Here is a 20,413-nt window from a genome sequence, read left to right as displayed (position 1 = left end):
TAAGTCGTTGAGATCGCCTTAGAGTGGTCGCTATCCCTCTTTAGAGAGAAATAAGTCGTTGAGACCACCTTAAAAGCGTCGTCCCCCTCTATAAAGGGAATTAAGTCGGCGAGACCGCCTTAGAGTGGTCGCTATCCCTCTTTAGAGAGAAATAAGTCGTTGAGATCGCCTTAAAAGTGTCGTCCCCCCTCTATAAAAGGAATTAAGTCGTTGAGATCGCCTTAGAGTGGTCGCTATCCCTCTTTAGAGAGAAATAAGTCGTTGAGACCGCCTTAAAAGAGTCGTCCCCCTCTATAAAGGGAATTAAGTCGGCGAGACCGCCTTATTAACGTGCTTTCTAGGGGACAGCTCCTTGCTATCCTGTATTCTTCGGTCGACTAGCCTTCACATGCTTCAGCTGCGCCACAATGATGACGCTAATGATGACAAGAAGAAACCACGAGCTGATTTTGCTGAAGCTGACGAGCTGCCAGGTTTCGTGCTGGTCCGGGTACTTCCAGGCATTGAAGAAGGTGGCGATATTTTCGGCCAGCCAGATGAAGAAGCCAACAAGGATAAAGGCAAGCGACAGAGGCATGCGATAAGTCGCATCCCGCACCCGGTATATAATCCGTGTTTTCCAGAACACGATGAACACCAGCCCCGTCAGCCACCAACGAAAATCAGGAATAAAGTGATGGGTGAAAAAGTTCAGATAGATGGCCGCACCCAGCAGCATAGAAGGTGCGATTCCGGGCCAGCCTGTCATATCCATCCGCAGCCTCCGCCATACCTGACACAAAAAGCTTGCTACGCTGGCATACATAAACCCGCTGTAGAGCGGAACTCCGAACAGCTTCGTATATCCCGGGTCTGGGTATGCCCATGATCCCATATGCACCTTATACAACTCCAGCGCAAGTCCAATTACGTGAAAGAGACAGATGACTTTAATCTCATCCAGCGTCTCCAGTCCAGTGCGGTACATGAGGTATTGCACGCCAAGCAAGATAAGCAAAATGGCATCATAACGATGAATGAAAGGGATATCTACGACACTGGAGATCGCCAAGGTTCCGAAGATCGCAACAGGAAAGATACAGCTCATCGCCTGGTGATAGCCAAAATGCAACAGTTGAATAACAGGTTTCATTGGGTGTTCTCCCCACACATGAATTTAAAAGGCTTTGGTCATTCCTTATCATAAGGGGGCGGACTGTTCGGAAAAAGAGAAATTAACAGACTGAAAATTGCTTATTTTTCGGTAGGCGCTGGCACTGTGGGTAGTATGCGAAATGGATGAAGATTTTTCATATAAGACAAAGGAAGAATCTTCTCTCACATATTGTCATCTAGCAACAACATCGCGAAGATGCTATGATTTTGTAGGAAGCTTTGTCGAACGGAGTCGCTAACAGCCCGTTTATTATGCGTACAGGAGGCCTCAGGCGTGGATACCAGACAATGGATGTCGATCTTGCTATTTCTATCGGCGGGACTGATGGTGGTAGTTGCTTGTTTATCTTACCGAAAACGGCATCTCCCGGTTGCCAAAACCATGATTCTGATCATGCTGGGAGCGGCATGTTATGCCTCCGGCTATGCAATAGAGCTAATGAGCCGAAGCTTGAGCGAGGTCAAGCTGTCTCTGCATATTCAGTATGTTGGCATTCCGTTTGTAACCACACTCTGGCTCCTTCAGATCATCCAATTCACCGGGACAGCGACTCGTTACCGGAAGCAGCTTACGCTTGCGCTGTTTATCATTCCATGCTCTGTCTTCATCGTCCATCTGACGAATGACTGGCATCATCTCCTCTACGAACGTTATGTACCCAATGCAGCAGGTCAAATTCCCTTATATTTAACGGTCAAAGGACCATGGTATGGACTGCACACCGTATACAATTATGCTGTGCTTCTGTGCGGGATTTTGTTGTCCGTGCAGATGTTTCTCCGCGCGTTGCCGATGGTTCGCAAGCAGATCGCGATTCTGTTGTTAGGTGCGCTTGCGCCGATGGTGCTTAATCTTTGTTTTTGGCTTGGAGTTACCGTCGACCTGACGCCATTCGGGTTTGTCATTTCGGGTGTCGCTTATATGTGGGGCATTCTGCGATTTAACCTGTTGCGATTAACACCGCTCGCCCTTGCCAAAGTATTCGAGACCATTCGGGACGGAATTGTTCTGCTAGATTATGAGAACCGGGTCGTGAGCTACAATGGCGCGGCCGAGACTGTATTGCCCGAGCTTGGTACAGCTAGGCGCTACCCCTCGCTAGTAACAGAGGTTTTGCCGGATCGAGCAGAACTGCTGGCCCGTATTGAAGCAGCCGGCACAAACGATGATCGCTTTCCGTTCGAAAGGCAGCATGCCGGCAGAACCAGCTATTATCATTGCAGCTTATCGTTTATCTACGATGCAGGCAAGGTACCGATCGGGAAAATTCTGATGTTCAGCGATATTACGGAAATGAAGGAGAACGAGGCCCGGCTGCGTGAGAATGCTCGACAGCTGTCAGAGCTTAATGCGTTCAAGGACAAGCTGTTTACGGTTATGGCGCATGAAATCCGAGATCCGATCGCACTCCTGGTCAGTCTGACCGAGCTTCTTGGAGATGAACTGACCGCTGCGGATACGGAGCATGCAGAGCTGATGCGGGAGTTGAGAGGACAAGTGCAGAGCACCTTCTACCTTGTCGATAATCTGTTGGACTGGTATCGCAGCCAGAAGGGAAGAGTTGCGTTTCGCCCGGTAGGCTGGAATTTGCAGCAGGTTGTCCGTCAGGCCGTGACGCTTGCAGGAACGAAAGCAGGCATGAAGCAGATTCAGCTGAGTGAGCAGGTAGGCGATCAACTGACCGTTGTTGCGGATAAAGAGATGCTGGATCTTATTTTGCGAAATTTACTCTCGAATGCGATCAAATATACAGACATTGGCGGCGAGATTAGAATCAGCGCCGTGCTGGAGGGCGATTCGGTCATTGTTCATGTAAGCGACAATGGATCGGGAATTGATGAGCAGACGGCGGAGATGCTGCGCATGGAGGAACCGTTCTTTAAGGTGAAGGCGAATGGGGATGATACTGGAGATACGAGATTCGGGCTGGTGCTGACTCGCGAGTTTGTTCGTATTCAAGGCGGCAGCCTGTGGTTTGACAGTATGCCCGGCAAGGGAACAACATTCTCCTTTACTTTACCTTGCACTGCTAGTGGACAACGAGAGATAGAGTATATTGAGAACGAAGCGGCAGCAGCAGGTAAGATCGAATCATAGTTTAGAAAAAATATAAAACTACTAAAAACCCGTGACGCCTTGTGCTGAACGGGTTTTCGATATTTTACGACACTTTTTTTCATAATTCTTTTATTAGACCCCGGTAGAGTAATAGTTGAACATTATTCTTCAATGGACAAAACCAAGTCTTGGGATGCAGCGATCGTAGCCTGTTCACTCATTTGAGCGGGCATGCAGCAGTCTAAGACCAGTTTTTATGAAAAGGGGTAATAGATAGTGGGAAAAATATGGTTTGGTAAGCGGGCGTTTCCCGTTCTCAGCTGGCTTCTTATTATGAGCCTGATCTGCGGACTGATTCAGCCCGGCATCGTCATAGCAAGTGAGAACGCCGGAAGGGAGAACGTGTTCCGGGTTCCATCGGATCTGAAGGGCCATTGGGCTGAGAAGCAGATAACCGATTGGATGAAGAGAGGACTTATTCAAGGGTATAGCGACGGAACTGTCCGTCCAGACAACCTCATTAACCGAATTGAATTCGTCACTCTGGCGAACAGGCTGTTCGGCTACTCAGGAACGGCTGATACAGCCTTTAAGGATGTGCCTGCGGATTCATGGTTTGCTGCTCAGGTAGAGGCAGCTGTGAAGGATGGCTACGTTCAAGGCTACGCCGACAATACCTTTCGTCCGGATAAGCCGCTTCTGCGTGTAGAGGCTGCTGTCATGCTGTCAAAGCTGGTTCCTTTGATCGTGAACGATTCCACGGGTGTTTCTCATGCATTCAAGGATTGGGACAAGGTGCCGGAATATGGGCGCATCCCGCTCATTGCTGTACTGGAAGCGGGTTACATACAAGGCTACAATGACGGGACGATTCGTCCTTCTAAGGCGTTGACACGGGCCGAAGCGGTCGTTCTGCTGGATCGGGCCACGAAGCAAGCATCTGCCGGCGAGAGCGGGGGGATCGTGCCTGAGGCCAAGACATTGGATACTGCAGGTACATACGGACCAGCGGATGGGACATTCACCGTTGCAGGTGACCTGATTATCAATGCGCCTGGCACCACTCTTCGCAATGTAATGGTGAAGGGAAATCTGATCATCGGCAAATCGGTCGGAGATGGTGATGTCTTCCTCCAGCAGGTGACGGTTCGCGGAACTACGACGATCAACGGCGGCGGAGAGCATAGTGTGCACATCGATAACTCACAGCTTGATACGGTTATTGTCGACCGAAAAGATGGCGTCATCCGAGTGTCTGTCGGCGGGACAACTATTATCCGACATATGAGTGTCCTGACGGATGCCCGTATTGAATCGGATACCCAGACAACCGGCGGGATTGAAGGGATTACAATTACGACGAGCGGAGAGGTTATACTATCCGGCACATTCGGCAAGGTGGAGATTGAAAGCGATGTGAAGCTGAACGTCACCTCAGGTACGGTGAATTCAATCATCGTGAGAGAGGGTGTTAAGTCCTCTGTTATTACATTGAACCAGGAAGTTAACGTAGAGAAAATGGAGCTGTACGGCTCTTCCCATGTAAAGGGAACGGGCAAAATTGTCTTGGCACTTGTAGACGCCAAGGATGTCCTGTTCGAGACGCAGCCGGACTCCGTCATCACGAAGGAGCGAGACGAACCTTCAGGCGATCCGGGAGGCGGCGGACCCGTGATACCTTCACCGGGCGGCACAAATACGAAGGTGAATGTGAGAGCTAGCCAGCCGACTGTTACTGGATTCAGGCTGGAACTTAGCCCGGCTGTTCCGAATCTGACTGCAGCTTCTGTAATGGTGAGAACGGCTGCTGGTACATCCATAGCTGTCGAATCGGTAGCAACACTGACGGACGGTGCTTCTTACCGGATTACGGCCTCCTTGCTGGAGGGAGAAATCTATACCGTCACGCTTGCGAAAACCGGTTTTGATTTTGGTTCGGCAGTCCCTCTTCAAGTTCCAGTCACGCCGATGCCGGATATCAACGTCGTACCGACAGCAGATACCATTGATGCTGCTGGTTTCCGTGTAAGCTTGGACCAACCGGTAGCCGGTTTGTCAGCGGCAAATTTTTCGTTAACACAGAGCGGTACGGGGAATAGCGTCGCGATTGCATCAGCAGAAACAACGGATAACGGAGCTTCCTATCTATTGTCAGCCGCTCTCACAGAGGGTATAACGTATGTCCTGACGATTACTAAGACAGGCTACAGCTTCGGGAGCCCGCTTACGGTCTATGTGGAGGTAACGACACCGGAGATTATTCAGGTTACGTCAGTTGTTAGCGACATAAGCGAAACAAGCTTCACCGTCACATTTAGCGAGCCGGTAACGGGATTAAGCAAGGGGAATTTCAATCTGACAGACCAAAGCAACTCTAAAGTTGGGATTAGCGAGGCTATCACCGATGACGATGGCGTCTCCTATAGCATTACGACGCTGCTTGCAGCAGGCAAAGTCTATACGTTTGCGATTGTCAAAGAGGGATACAGCTTTGGAGCGGCACAGCAAATCGTTATACCTGGCGAGTCGATTGAGGTTATCGTCCCGACAGTCAGCTACGTGACACGGAACGGATTCATCCTGTTGATTGATCCGTCGGTTGCGGATTTGGACCCCTTGCATCTGGATTTGAGAAACAGCAACAACGATATGGTGGGCATCGACATGCTTAGCGCTGTTGTTGCAGGCAGAGAATATGAGGTTTGGGCCGGACTGGATAAGAATGATACGTACATCCTGTCCTTGAGCAAGGAAGGGTATGTGTTCGCCGAGCCTGTATCGTTGAAGGTAGAGCCTATTCTTATACACACAGAGACGGACTGGATTGCCCGTCAAGAGCTCCAGCTTCGATTCGAGCATACAGTAAACAGTCTATCTAAGGAAGATATCACCTTAACGGATCCATCCGGCAATGATGTTGAGGTAGAGGACGTTACCCTGGACGAGAGGGGCCGCGTTGCTGTTTTGGAAGCCGATTTATCTGTCGCAGGCATCTACCAATACCGCCTGGAGACGGAAGACGACCGTTATGCGGAAGGTACGATTGATGTCCCGTCAGCAATCTTCGTCGACAAGTATACAACCTTTAACGGACCGTTTGGCGGGATTACCGGATTGACCGTTCATTTTGCACATCCGGTACGCGGCCTTGAGGCCAGCGCATTCCAATTAAAGAGGACGGACGGCAATCCGGCTTTACTGGATGCTGTAACAGCCAGCGATGACGGCAAAAGCTACAGCTTAATATCGTCTGCGTTGAATTCGGGCGGCCCTTATGTGCTGGCTATTACGGCAGACGGCTATGACTTTGGCGCTCCCGCAAGGCTGGTGAACGCGACAATCAACCGCTGGGGCGGCGGCAAGATTACACAATTTATGGCTGGGTTTAACCCTGCTGTCCCGGATATGGATAAAGAAAACTTTACAGTTAAAGATAGAGCAGGCCAAGAGGTTGCGGTCGTAGATGTCCAATGGGACAGCCGACAGCGCATCTATGTGGTGGGTTTCGACGGCAAGCCAGGGCACAGCTATAGGGTATCGGCTCACGCCTCCGGCTATGATTTCGGCGAGCCGCGGACCATTCAGATTTATGCCCGCAATGAAATCATTAACGCTACATCTTCCGGATTTACGCTAGGGCTTAATCCGCCTGCAGCTATTAATACCGAACATGGATTTAAGCTTATCCGTGATGACGGCACTCCGGTCTCGATCCACTCAGTGGTAACGGATGACGGGGGAGGCAGCTACCAGATTGCAGCAAGCCTGAAGCCGGGCGGCTATCAATTGACCGTAGATGCCGATATCGATGTGAACGTGTTTTCCTTTTCGGTTCCGGTGATTGCCACATTATCCGTCGAAGCAGTCACGAATAAGGGGGTAACCGCGAAGCTGAGCAATCCGGTTAACGGACTTAGCACAGATCGATTTATCCTGGTGGATAGCGGCACGGGTGATCCGGTGCATATTCAATCCGCCGTAACTACAGATCAAGGAGGCTCGTACCGGCTGGAGGCAATTCTTTCCGGGGGACGATACAATCTGAAGCTGAGCGGACATCTGCCGGAGGCGGGAGTCGATTTCGTGGCAGAGGCAGCCATTGTTGCGGGGGAAACTCTGGTTTCGAATGTATCTAATACGGGCTTTGACCTGATGTTTGAGAATGCTGTTCCAGGCTTGCTTCCCGCTAATCTGAGTATTCGCGATGCCAACAACAACCGTTTAACGGGTATCACGATGACTACCGAAGACAGCGGCGAAAGCTATCATGTCAAAGTGAACCTGAAGAGCCAACAGGATTATACCCTGAAGCTCCAGATGGATTACGTGATTTTCGGCGAGGCCGTTACCTTTCATGTCGGTCGGTTTGTGAAGGGTAGCATCGCGAATGTCGAGCTTGACGGTCATATGACACTAAGGTTCTCACCAGCCTTGCCTGAAATCGAAAATTACTTGGGCTTGTCGTTAAAGGATCTGGATGGCCATGTATATTATCCTAATTTATTCGAGTCTACCGACGGCGGGGCCAGCTATCGCCTCTACTTCCCTAGTCGGCTAGAGCCGGGAGCCGCGTATACCTTTACATTAAGTTTGGATGACTTCGTCATGAGTCCGGTATCGTTTGTATTGCCGCCGTCACTGATCGTGATGGAAGCGTCTGCTTCCGGCTTGAAGGTTAAGCTTGCGGGACCGATTCCGGGATTGACTAGAAATCACTTTATAGTTCGAAGCGCATCCGGTGAAAACATTGCGCTGTCGTCAGCGGCAACGGATGATGCCGGTGCCAGCTATACGCTTGCGGGCACGCTTGCATCAGGCAAGTATTACACCGTGCAGTACAAGCCGGATGTCTCGTATCAATTGAATCATCCCGTATCGTTCTCCGTTATGAAAACCATTACGGCGACTCCAAGCCAAGTGACATGGAGAGGGATGAAGGTTCAGTTCAGTGAGAGGGTAGCGGGATTAAAGTACGATCAGATCGTACTCCGTAGTCCGGATGGCAGTATCATCCCGAATGCTCACTATGAAATGAAGACAACGGATCAGGGACTTAGCTATACGTTTAGCTTTGGATTCAGCGCTGTGCCTGGTCCGGGATATACGCTTGATTTGGTTCGGGATGACTTCAGGCTGGCCGCTCCGGTTACATTCGATATTCCAGTCTCGGTTCAAGTCAGTTTGGAGGACACAAGACCCGGCTTGATCATGATTCACGTGACGCAAGGTCCGCCGGATCTGACCGAGGAGCAGTTCACTTTGTATGACAGCCAGGGCAGAAAGGTGCCGTTTACCGTTGTTAAGGCGGGAGCAGGTCTCTATCATCTGTCAGGGAGCTTCAATTTGTCCGATACGTATATGCTCGAAACGGTCTATCCGGGTTTCGATTTCGGTGAGCCTCTCAAGATTGGTCTGGAGCTGCGTGCCGATGCTTATGTATTCGCCGCTAAGCAAACAGGCTTCCGCATGGCGCTTACACCGGCTATTCCCAATTTGGCAGCATCGGACATTATCGTACAAGACAATGAGGGAACCCGAATTCCGGTACAGAGTCTTGCTACAGCAGATGCCGGCAGAATATATGATGTCATGGTTCCGCTTGCCGGCGGCAAAACATACACGGTCACATTGAGCAAAGACCGCTACCGATTCGGCACTCCAGCGACAATTACATTAAACACCGGACAAGCTTCGATCAGTGAGCTTTCCGTAAAGGGCTTTATGCTGCATTTTGCATCTCCGATATCGATGGACAGCTTAAGCATGGTCGATGATCAAGGCCGGCAAACAAAGCTGTATTACGCTTCTGGAGATGGCGGATTAACCTATCATGTCTCTGCTACGTTAGCCGCGGGAGTACGCTATACATTGAATGTCAACAAATGGGGTTATGATTTTGGACAGCCGATCCCGATTTATATCAAACCCGTTATCGCATCGTTCGAGGGTACGGAGAGCGGCAATAATCATGCATTTACGCTGCGATTCACAGAGCCGGTGCCCGGTATGCGGGTCAGCGATTTCAAAATCAGGCGCAGCGGGAACCACACGGATATCCCTATTCATCAAGTAACGACAACCGATGGCGGTTATAGTTACAAAATCGAATCCAGCTTCTGGGGAGGCGAGACTTATACCGTGTTGCCGCTTAAGAGCGGCTATGATTTCGGTGAGCCGGTTAAGATGGACATTCCGGTCATTGTGAATACGGCAGTCATACGCGCTGGCGGCACGTATACGGATATCGGATTATCTCCGCCAGTGCCGGGCCTGAACGCCGGTAACTTCAAAGTAGAGGACAGCGCTGGTCGCTTGCTGTCGGCGGTATCAGCCGTGACGACAGATGGCGGAGCAACGTACCGCCTAACGTCTTCTTTTGCGGGCGGCCAGACCTATACAGTAGCGATAGAGAAGACCGGTTATGATTTGGGCGAAAAGCTATCCGTGTTCTTCCCGAGCGAGATTGCTGCTGTTATAGGTGATGTTAATGCCGAGCGTCTGACTGTGCAGTTTGCTCCAGCGGTCAGCGGCTTGTCCACGGCCAACTTTACGCTTCGTGATGCTAGTGGCAAGAATATAACCGTCACTGCTATTGAACTTAATGGCGGAGCGGCATATACATTATCAGCTGCGCTGAATGAAGGTGAATCTTATACGCTTGCGCTGACTGCTCCTGGTTATACCTTTGGACCATCGCTGACTGCGGATGTAGCAGTCACGGTAGAGCAGATCATTGCAGAGATTCGCAAAACAGGTTTTACGGTGAACATGAGCAAGGCAGTGACAGGGTTAAACGAGACAAGCTTCCTGTTGAAGAACCATAAGGGAGAGCCCGTTGCGCTTCAATCAGCGATCAGCCTGGATGGAGGGCTGTCTTATCAAGTGCAAGCTCTACTGGCAGAAGGACAAGCGTATACGTTGTCGGTCTCACGCAACGGGTTTGATTTCGGTATGAGTAAGCAGGTAGTTGTTCCAGTTCAGCTTACGGCTGTTTTAACAGCACTTACAAGCAAAGGCTTTACGCTGCAGCTGCCGACTGCTGTTGTCGGTTTGACAGCAACCAATCTCTCACTGGTTAACCAGGATGGGGTGGAAATCGCAATCGGTAGTGTGACCACGGCAGATGGAGGCCTGAAGTATTCCGCCGCCGCCGACCTAACTGGCGGGGATAGCTACAAGCTCGCTATTAAGGCACAGGGCTATGATTTTGGAGTGCCTTTGCAGCTCCATGTGCGACGTCTGTCGGCTGCCGACATCAGACCAAACGGATTCACGCTGAAGCTGAGCATAGCTATTCCGAAATTGAGTCCAGCGCAGGTAGAACTGAAGGACGAGGCGGGCAACACAGTTGCGCTTAATCCGTCTACTTTCTTCGATAGTGACGCTAATCATGCCAATGCTGGCAAAGGGTATACCGTTTCTGTTCCCCTTGCACCCGGCACCCTCTATACGATGATTGTGAATCATCCATCTTACCCTGTAGAAGGGCCGCTGGAAGTGGTTGTGCCGCTTGCCGTCCGCAGTCAGGTGATAAGCGCAGACAGGGAAGGTATTACTTTATCGCTATCGTCGTCCATCTCTTTGCAAGCCGATATGGTACAGCTGAAGCGAGAAGATGGCGAAATCGTTGCAGTAAGTGAGATTATTCCAGGAGAGTCTGCTGGAACTTACAAGATTGCAGTCGTCTTGGCAGAGGGAAGCACCTATACGCTGCAGCTAGACAATAAGAAGTATGCGTTTGGACATACACTCGACGTATACGTACCTATTCAAGTGGATGCGGCGATTGCCACTGTGAACGAAAACGGGTTGACGATTTCCTTGTCCGCTCCGGTACAGGATTTGAAATTTACACTGATGCAGGGAGGCAATCCGGTCACGATAAAGTCGGTGACAGCCTCCGATAACGGCTTGACGTACCGTATTGAAGCGGGTCTTGGCTACAACAGGGAGCATACCTTGAAGCTGGACAAGCCCGGGCATGATTTCGGGGCTGACCTGAAAGCAAATCATGTCAGTACGCCTCCAATGCTGCTCTCTGCAGTAACTAGCGAGAGCGGGGCACAGGTCATCCTGACCTTTGACAAATCGCTGACAGAAGTGCCCCTTTCTTCTGGATTCGGTGTCAAGATCAACGGAAAATGGCAGACGGGCGTACACTCTGCGCTGGGAGCCGATCCAACTCAAATCATCTTGACGTGGAATGCCAATGGGCAGACGATTGATTCCAAGTCGGCTGTGGGTGTGGCATTTAGCGGCATTAATCGTATTAAGGCGCGCAATGAACAGTTTTTGGCTGTCTTTGAAGAGACGCCTGTAGCGAACACAGCTACCGCAACCGGATTTGTGATGGGCTATGCAACTACCAGTAATGCCAGATATGTGGCAGAGGTGCTTCATAACCAATACGGCAAGTCTGCGCTGGAGACGGCACGACTACTGACAGCCGGCGGCTTTAAGACGGCAAATCTCTATAGTGCGGTCTACTACGAATATCGCGTGGACAATTGGTCGGAATATGCAAGACTTCTTCATGCGATGGATATGGATGCTTTGACGCTATATGATGCGCTTAACGCTGTAGGTTTCCGTTATTTTGCTTTTATGAGTGAAGGAGTCGGGGCGCTGATTTCAGCCGGCTTTACTGCAGAAGAGATCGGACCAGCACTGCGCAAGTTCGGCGTAGGCAGCAATCAGTTGACACACGTGTTCCAACGTGTTGGTATCTCAGCCCAGGATACCGCTAGCGTACTGAGCTCCGTCTATCGCGAGCCTTCGGAGAAAACGGTGGAATGGCTGAAGGCGATTCAGGTGAGCACGAAGGATATTGCTTTGATCATACAGCCTCTCTACAAACTGACGAATGAGGGCGTTGTCGAGGCGCTGGCGGAAGGCAAGCAATCCGCGGCCGAGATCGTGGCGGTTATCAAAGAGCTGTACCACGCAGATGCGACTGAAAGCCTCTATTGGCTCTCTCAAGCGGGCTTTACAGCCAGTGATTCAGGGGCAGCGGTCAAGCAGCATTATAGCTTCGACAACGCAACCGCGTTTACAAAGCTTTTCCTTGATGCCGACTTCTCTGCCGCTGAGGTTTATGCGATTGCACGAGGCGCGTATTCTCAGAAGGATGCAGCAACAGCGTTGCTCAAGGCGGGCTTTGGCCCGATAGAGACAGGTGCTGCCGTGATCGCGTCCGGCGACAAGCCGGGGGTAATCATTAGCGCTATGAACCATGAAAAATATGATCTTCATGACATAGCCAAAGTTGTGAAAGAGCTATGGGGCAGCACCGGAACAGCCTTATCCGAAGTGATGCAGCAATTTGGGACGAATGGCTATGATCTGGTGAAGCAGGCGATGCTGCTGCGTGAAGTATACGAAGCAGACATTGCAACGGCTGCAGGAGTATTAAATGAAAAAGCGACACAGAGTCAAAGAAACGGCATGCTTCAATATTTGTTGAGGGGCGGATATGAGCCTGACGGGCTTGCGCTTTATTTTATGAACGACACGGCGCAGTTAGGTAGGCGCATTGAAGTGTTCAGGCAGCTTAAGCTGGCGGGATTGACCAACGCACAGGCGATGTCGGCGCTGCGAGACGCTCTGATCAAAGACGAGATGCCATTCACGATGATAGATGCTGTTCTCATCTTCAACAAAGATACAATGAACCGTTATGAAGCGAACGAGGTTCTGGAGGCATTGCGGATAGTTTTTGCCCAGGATGCAGGGGTAACGTTGAACGCCACTACTCTTGCCACGGCGATGAATAGCGTCCATATGTTTGATAAATTTGCGATTGCCAAAGCTTTGCAAGCACAAATCGGCATGACCATGGAGCAATGGGTGGAGTTAGAGCGTACGGATGCCTTTAAACCCGTATTTAATTGTCCGTGCGCGGTTTCTGACATTGTCAGGGATACGCAATATGTATTCCCGGGAACGACTATTGAAGCCATTACGGTAGCAATGAGCATGTCCAAGCTGTTTACGCTGGATGAAATTATTGAGGGGACGATTAACTTCTACCCTACAGGCGGCGTTAGAGCTAAGGGACTGCCTTATCTGACGGCAGCGCTCAAAAACGGAGGATACCCGTTCGAGCAGGTAGCCGCAGTATTCGATCAAAAAGGGTGGACGGATTGGATTGAGGCCTTCAGCAAACATAGTATTGCGGCAAGTGATGTGACGGCCTATCTGCAAAGCATCCGGGTTGATATGGAGGAAGTTATCGTACGCCTGGCTCCGTATCCGTTGAAGGACAGAGCGCTGGTACTGCGTGAAAGCTATGAATTGGATCAAGCGGCAGCTGTATCGCTGCTCGTCCAACTAACGAATGAAGACAAGGAAGATATTAGCCAGGCCGTAGCTTGGGCGTACGGAGGCGATCCGATCCCGCTCTGGATTCAATCGCTTCGTGCTCAGGGCGCAACAGCGGCCTCGGTCATCAACACGCTTGGCGCCAGATATCCTTCCTACTGGCAAGCGGATAAAGTGGGCCGCGCATTGATGCAGGGCGGATTCGGGCAGGAAGAGGTTATGGGGGCGCTGATCTCCCGTTCCTCAGCGGGCAATTTGAAGGAAACCGTCAGATTGCTGCAGCAAATGTACGGTCAACAGCAAATCAGCATTTCGCAACTGCTGGACAGTTCGTCCAGCGAATCGCCGCAAGCCGGAATTATTTTCTTGAAAAATGCAGGTTATAAGCTGGCAGATGTTGCCGGTGCTTTGAAGAACCATTACGGTCTATCCGCAGGGGAATCGGCGCAATTGCTGCTGGCCGCTTATCCGTACGATCAGAAGCTTATTCTGACAGGGCTGGCTAATCTCTACGGCCAGAAGCTGGAGACGACAATTGCGGAGGCACTTGATAAGGCCGGCATTACAACGGTGGATGCCGCGATCGATTTCTTGCGCAGTGAAGGCTATGCCCTGCAGGATGTCGCGAATCTGGCCAAGGAGCGTTTCGGCCTGACAGCGGGCCAGACTGCGGCGCTATTTGCCCAAAAGCGTATGACAAGCAGCAACAATGCGTTGGTGACCGCTGTTGCCGCGGCATACGGATTATCTGTGGAGCCTGTCATTCACGGCATGCTGACCGAGCAGGGCAAGACATCTTACGCCGATGCCATTGTGTTCGTCTACCAGTCGCAATTCATGCTGGCAACAAGTATTAAGGTAGCGAAGAACGGATACGGTCTATCGGCAGGGGAAGCAATGCAGAATCTGCTTGCATCCAATCTGTACCGTCAGTCCGATATTGTTACTCTGATTGCAGAAATCTATGGAAGCACACAAAGAGACAGCATCGTGGATTCGTTGAAGGCCAATCATCTGGATACGCTCGGCGATGCGGTACTGTATTTGCAAAAAATGAGTTTTGGCTTACGGGATATCATTCGCGTAGGCAAAGAGCATTATGGCCTGACCGCTGGGGAGGCTACAACAGAGTTAATGGCAACGGGCTATTTCGGCCAGTCGGATGTCGAAGCAGGCGTCGCCTCTATCTATGGACAGACACTTGCGCAGACTATGCTGGATGCGCTGACTGCAATGGGGATTACGACATTTGCCGATGTGATCTCCGAATTGGAAAAAAGACAGTTTGCGTTAGGCGATATCGTGCTGGCAGCCAAAGACTACTATAAGGAGTCCCCTGGTGAAGCCACTTATGCCTTAATGCAATCCGGCCGTTACAAAAGCACGGATATTGTGGAAGCGGTCGGCCGTGTGTACGGCAAGCCGATCACACAAAGCTTGGAGGAACTGCTTCAGCAAAGCGGCATGACCCAGTTCATCGACGCAGCACCGTTGCTCCGCTCCATGGGTTATGGACTGGAGGATGTCATTGGCGTCGCCAAAAATTATTACGGCAGCACTGCTGCTGCCACGATTGAAGCGCTGAAAAGCCAGCAGCTCGAAAGCGAGAGCATCATTACGTTGGCCGTCCAGCATATTTACGGAGAGGGCGGAGATCAGCTATCGGGGATGAAAGCTGTGATCCAGGCGCTGGAGGAAGGCGGTGTTGCAACTGCCGCGGCTGCCGTACCTTATTTGTGGAATAAAGGCTTTACTATGCTTGAAATTGCGGCAACGCTGAAGAGCCATTACAGCCAATCCGCAGCAGAAGCAGTTCAATTGATTATGGCAAGTGGTGTTAAGGATACAAGCATCCTACTCAGTGCCATGAACGCAGTCTACGGAGGGACTGTCGATGACAGCATGATGACGGCTTTCAAATCGGCAGGACTTCTGCTTTCAGCGGAGGATGCAGCAAGAGTATTCAGTGCAGGAGGCTATCGCCTGGATGCCATTGTCCAGCTGTTAAAAACGAGCTACGGCAAGAAATCAGCAGAGGCGAAGGAGATTTTGGCGGGGCTTGGCAAATATGCTGAAGCAGCCATTCAGTCCACTGTCGAGCAGGTATATGGTTCGGTCGATACCTCATCCTATATTCTGGAGGAAGCACTGCGGCTGTATGGCGTCAAGACTGCGGAAGGGGCTGTCTCCGTCTTGCATCAGCAGGGCTTCCCGCTCAAGGATATCCTGCAGTATTTGAAGGATCATCATCAGCTCAGCGCTGATGAAGCAACAACGCTGGTCATGCCTTATTATGCTGCACTTGATGTAGGTTGGGCTATTATTGCCGTCTATTACAGCAGTCAAAATATCGGCAACCTGATTCGATTGATTCCGCCGGGCTATGTCTCGTCAGGGACTGGCGTGGTGGGATACATGAAGGGAACATTCAAAGCGACGGATATCGTACTTGCTTTGAGAGTGCTGTTCCAAATGGATGCACTGGAGATAACGAATGTGATGTCAGGCGCATTGCCGGATGAGCAGATTCGCGCCGCGGTTACCGAAGTATTCGGAACCGATCCGTTGTTTGCTTATCTGAAACAGATGAAGGATAACGGAGCGAATGCAGCTTCTATTGCCGCAGAGCTTGATAGGCGAGGATTGTTGGAGACGGCCCCAGATACCAATTATCTGGTAGATACCTTGCTTAATCTCGGTTTTGATCATGGAAGCATTTTGACTGCAAGATATTTATACTACAATTCTTATCTGCAAAATGCAGGGAGCGCGTCCGAGCAGGCAGCGCAACTGGTTCGTCTGGGAGCGAATACCCCGTCTGCCATCGTGCAGTACATGAGGTCGAGAAGTCGTCCACATGCGATTCAGGTTATTGAGGTAGTAAGAATCGCATTGCCGAATGCGTCGATGGCGGATACAGCGCTGACCATGCGCGACCAAGGCTATGACAAGGCTGCAATTATGGGGGCGCTCAGCTACTGGGACCTGAACGGTGATGATGTCGCTGCCGTTCTTAAGAAGCTTGGTTTAAACGGAATGGAAGCTCTGTATTATTTGAAGAACCGGTCAGAAGAGGAGCAGGTGCGTTGGCTCATTCATAACGGTTACACGCTGATGGAGTATTTGAAATACTTTAACTTCTCATCGGGCCGTGTCATTACCGTATTGAGAGAAAGCGGCTATTCTGCAGACGATCTTGCGATCACGCTTTCCAAAAGTACAACGATGAGTTATTACTCGATTGCCCTATCTCTGTACAATGGAGGATTTACGGAGGTTGCTGATGTGGCAGGTGCACTGATCGCAGCGAGAGATCGTCCGCATTGGGTTCTTGGCGAGTTGCAAGAGATTGGCGGATGGACGCTCAAGGATGTGGCAAAGGGCATGCTGGATTCGGGACTCATCTCGCTTGTCGAGCTGGTTCAAGCGCTGCAGATGGCTAACGGAAATAATTTGAAGGAAACTTATCTAATTATCAAAGAAATTTCTGTACGCGAGAGGCAGGCGCTTTACGATGAGCTAAGCTCAGTGGAGCGCAGGCTGCTCAGCAATAACGAAATCGCCATTATGATTACGATTTCCGCTCTCCGCAACGCTGGCATTAAGATCGATCAAGTGACGGGGCAATTGAGAAGGACCGAGGCCATCATGTTTGAACCTGCGATCAAGCTAATGATATTGTCCGGCTTTAATATCGGTGATACGATGGATAGTGTGTGGGATGTCTATCGCGATATTATCGGAATTATGATCATTCAGAAAATGCTGGATAAGGTTGTAGGGAACTATCTCTCCGAATTTAATAATTATTACAAGCTGGGCAAAATGATCGCTACGATTATTGCGAGAGCGAATTCGTAACCTTATAGGGGGAGACGGATGAAGGTTATATTAGTGGATGATGAATTGGCCATGCATTTGATTATGCGGAGGATGCTGGATAAGCTGCCTGGGGTGGAAGTTTCCGCAGCGTTTACAGATACGCAATCGGCAGCGGCATTTTTGCAGGAGCACCACGATATTGATCTTGCATTTGTCGATATCTCTATGCCCGGTGAAGATGGAATGGCGTTTGCCGCGAGGGCTGAAGCGGGAGAATTCAGAGCGCAAATTGTATTCGTTACCTCGCATAAAGATTATGCGTTGCAAGCATACGATCTATCCGTCATCGATTATCTGGTCAAGCCGGTATCTCAGGAGCGGCTGGAGCGGACGGTAAACCGGGTGCTGGCTGGACGTCAAAAGTTGCCGCAGTCACCTCGCGTGCATCAGAAGGAAGGGAATGCTGCGGCTGCTGTCGTAACCGTGCTTGGAGACGTCTTCGTGCAAAGCGGAGAATGCCGCGTGAAGTGGATTTCTCGCAAAAGCGCTGAGTTGTTCGCGTATTTGCTGCTGTACAAGGGCAGACGGGTTCCACGTTCACGTCTGCTGGCAGATATATTCGGCGGTATGACACCAGCCAATGCGGAAAATTATCTGAATACAACCGTATACCAGCTTCGTAAATCGTTAGAGCCGCTTCAGTTGCGCGAGGCCGTCCGCTCCGAGAATGACGGCTATGCGCTTGAGCTGAACGACGTGGTCATTGACTATGAGAGGTTCGTCTACCAGGCAGAACGAATCAAGTTTGTGGATGCAACAAACCTGGCAGAGGCGCAGCATGTAGAGCGCATGTATACGGGGGAGCTGTTTGGGGACCGTGCTTACGTATGGGCGATTCGTGAGACAGAGCGACTAGCGGAGCTTTACACTTCATTTGTGCTAAAGCTGGCGGATGCGATGTTGGGCACTATGGATACTGCCGGCGCTATGAAGCTGCTGCTCAACCTGCATGATCGCAACCCGCTGAACGAATCCGCCGTTCGGCTGCTCATGAAGGGCCATGTGCTCGCAGCTGACAAAAAAGCGCTGACAGCACAGTACACTAGTTATGTTCGTTTGCTCGCAAAAGAGCTGAGCATTAAGCCGTCTAGCGAGTTGGTATTTTATTATGATGATCTCCTTAGCGGCTTAACGGATAAAAAATAAGGGGAAGAGCAGAACCGCCCTCGTACAGTATGCAGCTGTACGAGGGCGGTTTTTTGCGTTGGAGCTGGAGAGATTAGAAACAAGTAATAGGGGCTATTAAGAGTCAAAGAAAAAATGTACAATATTTTAAAATATTACAAACGGGATTTACATCTGAGCGAGGGATTTCGGCAATTCTAAGGCGCTCCGGAAGAGCTCTCCTTTTTCGGACGCAAGTTGCATTCTAATTGTATCTGAACTAATGGAATTTGCTAGGTTGGTCAGGGTTATAGAGTCTCATTCGCGAACCATTTGGTTATACGCTTTGTTTTCGTAAAGCCCAAATACGTAAATCGAATTGTCATTTCCTGAATGGCTTCTTGATCGTAACGAACGACGATCCCGTAATGGATGGGCGTATGTTTTTTCACTTCACTTGCAATAATCGCCCCAATCTCTTGTACCGGCAGTTGCGGTAAAATAGATGCGTCATGCAAATTCATCATTTTGGTTGCGGGATACGTTTCGTCTCCCAAATATTGAACAAGGCGACCGGAATCAAAAGTGATGCCAAGCTGAACGTTATCTGGTATCTTTTCACCATTAACCGTTACCCTTTGAATATCAATAGTAGAATTACTTTTGTTCACAATCATCATCGTATAAAACTTAATCTTGCTGTCAGGATTCTGATATACGGTCAAACCGTCATCCATCAAGGGTTCAGTGCGCTGATACCAAATGATAGTCGCAATTATGGCAAGGATAAGTAAAGCCCCAACCGCCGAAAGCAGCTTTAAACGACCGCTAACTTGTTTCAATGAGACCACCGCCTTTATGAGTAATCACGTTCCTAATATACCATAATCAGGGGATGGTCGATGCTGTTAACTCAATAAAGAATACATGACATTAAGGTCAATTCATGAAGAGCGGTAAGGGGGAGCCTATGACTAAAGATTATGTTTGGGGAATTTTTGTTGCCAACAGCTCAAGTCATTTTCCGAACTTTTTTCCGATAGGTATGTATACAACACGTGAATTAGCGATGAAACAGATCAAAGCATTGCCAAGAGAACACCACTATCAATTGCTTCAAATGCCGCTAAACAACAGCTTCGCCTATTATCACAAAAAAAGCGGAGAACTGGTTGGGATGGATGCCATCCATCATGAACATTTTCATTTTGGTGATGGGAGTTGAATGGATAGGTATGCTGGCTCTAGTCGTTATGGCGGCCGCTGGATCGTTCTGTTGTAATAGATAATAGATATCAATTTTAGACGATAATGATAACCTAGCGGGAGGTTGGATGAATGGATATTTCTTTAAGTAAATCCGATCTAAAAGATGCTGAATTGATCCATGACATGCAAATTCGATCGTTTATGCCTTTATTGGAGAAATATCAAGACTATGAAACTAGCCCTGCCAATGAAACGTTAGACAGAATTGTAACTCGAATGAATCAATCCGTTACCGATTATTACATTATTAAAAAGTCGAATACGGCTGTCGGCGGCATTCGAATCGTAAAGAGGGGAAATAAGGTGTATCGTGTAAGTCCTATTTTCATTCTGCCAGAGCATCAAGGGAAAGGAATTGCACAGCGCGTTTTTGCACTAATTGAACTAATCTATAACGATGCAAAAATGTGGGAGTTGGATACGATTTTACAGGAACGCGGGAACTGCTATTTATACGAAAAGCTGGGCTATCAAAAAACAGGGGAGACGAAAGTCATTAACGAGAACATGACAATCGTTTTTTATGAAAAGCATCGCCGAGACATATAAATCCAAAGATCCAGAGATGCGGTCAGGGGCCATCCCATTAAAATGAGTTGGTTGTGGCAGCGTAGTAATCGTTCA

7 protein-coding genes are annotated in these 20,413 nt (G+C 49.8%); 5 read left to right on the top strand and 2 right to left on the bottom strand.

Going from position 1 to position 20,413, the window contains the following annotated elements; translation table 11 throughout:
- Positions 1 to 355: 355 nt before the first annotated feature.
- A complete protein-coding gene (locus DX130_RS15795) occupies positions 356 to 1,132 on the bottom strand; it encodes a DUF817 domain-containing protein (RefSeq protein WP_116046954.1) in 777 nt (258 codons plus the stop codon).
- A gap of 297 nt (positions 1,133 to 1,429) precedes the next feature.
- On the opposite strand from DX130_RS15795, the gene DX130_RS15790 reads away from it, so the two are divergent.
- The 3 genes from DX130_RS15790 (at position 1,430) to DX130_RS15780 (ending at position 18,562) form a co-directional block, all read left to right on the top strand.
- Positions 1,430 to 3,253, top strand: a complete 1,824-nt coding sequence (locus tag DX130_RS15790; RefSeq protein WP_116046952.1) for a sensor histidine kinase — start codon at positions 1,430 to 1,432, stop codon at positions 3,251 to 3,253.
- Between the two features lie 294 nt (positions 3,254 to 3,547).
- Positions 3,548 to 17,395, top strand: coding sequence for an S-layer homology domain-containing protein (locus DX130_RS15785; RefSeq protein WP_420818529.1), 13,848 nt, complete (start codon positions 3,548 to 3,550; stop codon positions 17,393 to 17,395).
- An 18-nt stretch (positions 17,396 to 17,413) separates the two neighbouring features.
- Positions 17,414 to 18,562 (top strand): response regulator, encoded by a 1,149-nt coding sequence (locus tag DX130_RS15780; RefSeq protein ID WP_116046949.1) that lies wholly within the window; start codon positions 17,414 to 17,416, stop codon positions 18,560 to 18,562.
- 266 nt (positions 18,563 to 18,828) lie between these two features.
- Here the strand turns inward: DX130_RS15780 and DX130_RS15775 are convergent, their stop codons facing one another.
- Positions 18,829 to 19,362: a hypothetical protein gene (locus DX130_RS15775; protein WP_116046947.1), complete on the bottom strand. Its 534-nt coding sequence runs from the start codon at positions 19,360 to 19,362 to the stop codon at positions 18,829 to 18,831.
- Positions 19,363 to 19,490: 128 nt separating this feature from the next.
- On the opposite strand from DX130_RS15775, the gene DX130_RS15770 reads away from it, so the two are divergent.
- Both DX130_RS15770 and DX130_RS15765 read left to right on the top strand, forming a co-directional pair.
- Entirely contained in the window at positions 19,491 to 19,745 is a 255-nt protein-coding gene (locus DX130_RS15770; protein WP_116046945.1) for a hypothetical protein, read from the top strand.
- A gap of 113 nt (positions 19,746 to 19,858) precedes the next feature.
- Positions 19,859 to 20,338 carry a GNAT family N-acetyltransferase gene (locus DX130_RS15765; RefSeq protein ID WP_116046943.1) on the top strand — a complete coding sequence of 160 codons (480 nt, stop codon included), beginning with the start codon at positions 19,859 to 19,861 and terminating at the stop codon, positions 20,336 to 20,338.
- The last annotated feature ends 75 nt before the right edge of the window (positions 20,339 to 20,413 follow it).

It is taken from the genome of Paenibacillus paeoniae (assembly GCF_003388735.1).
GTDB classification, from domain to species: domain Bacteria; phylum Bacillota; class Bacilli; order Paenibacillales; family Paenibacillaceae; genus Pristimantibacillus; species Pristimantibacillus paeoniae.
The sequence above is the reverse complement of the archived record's forward strand: the minus strand, read 5'-3'. Positions and strand labels throughout refer to the sequence as shown.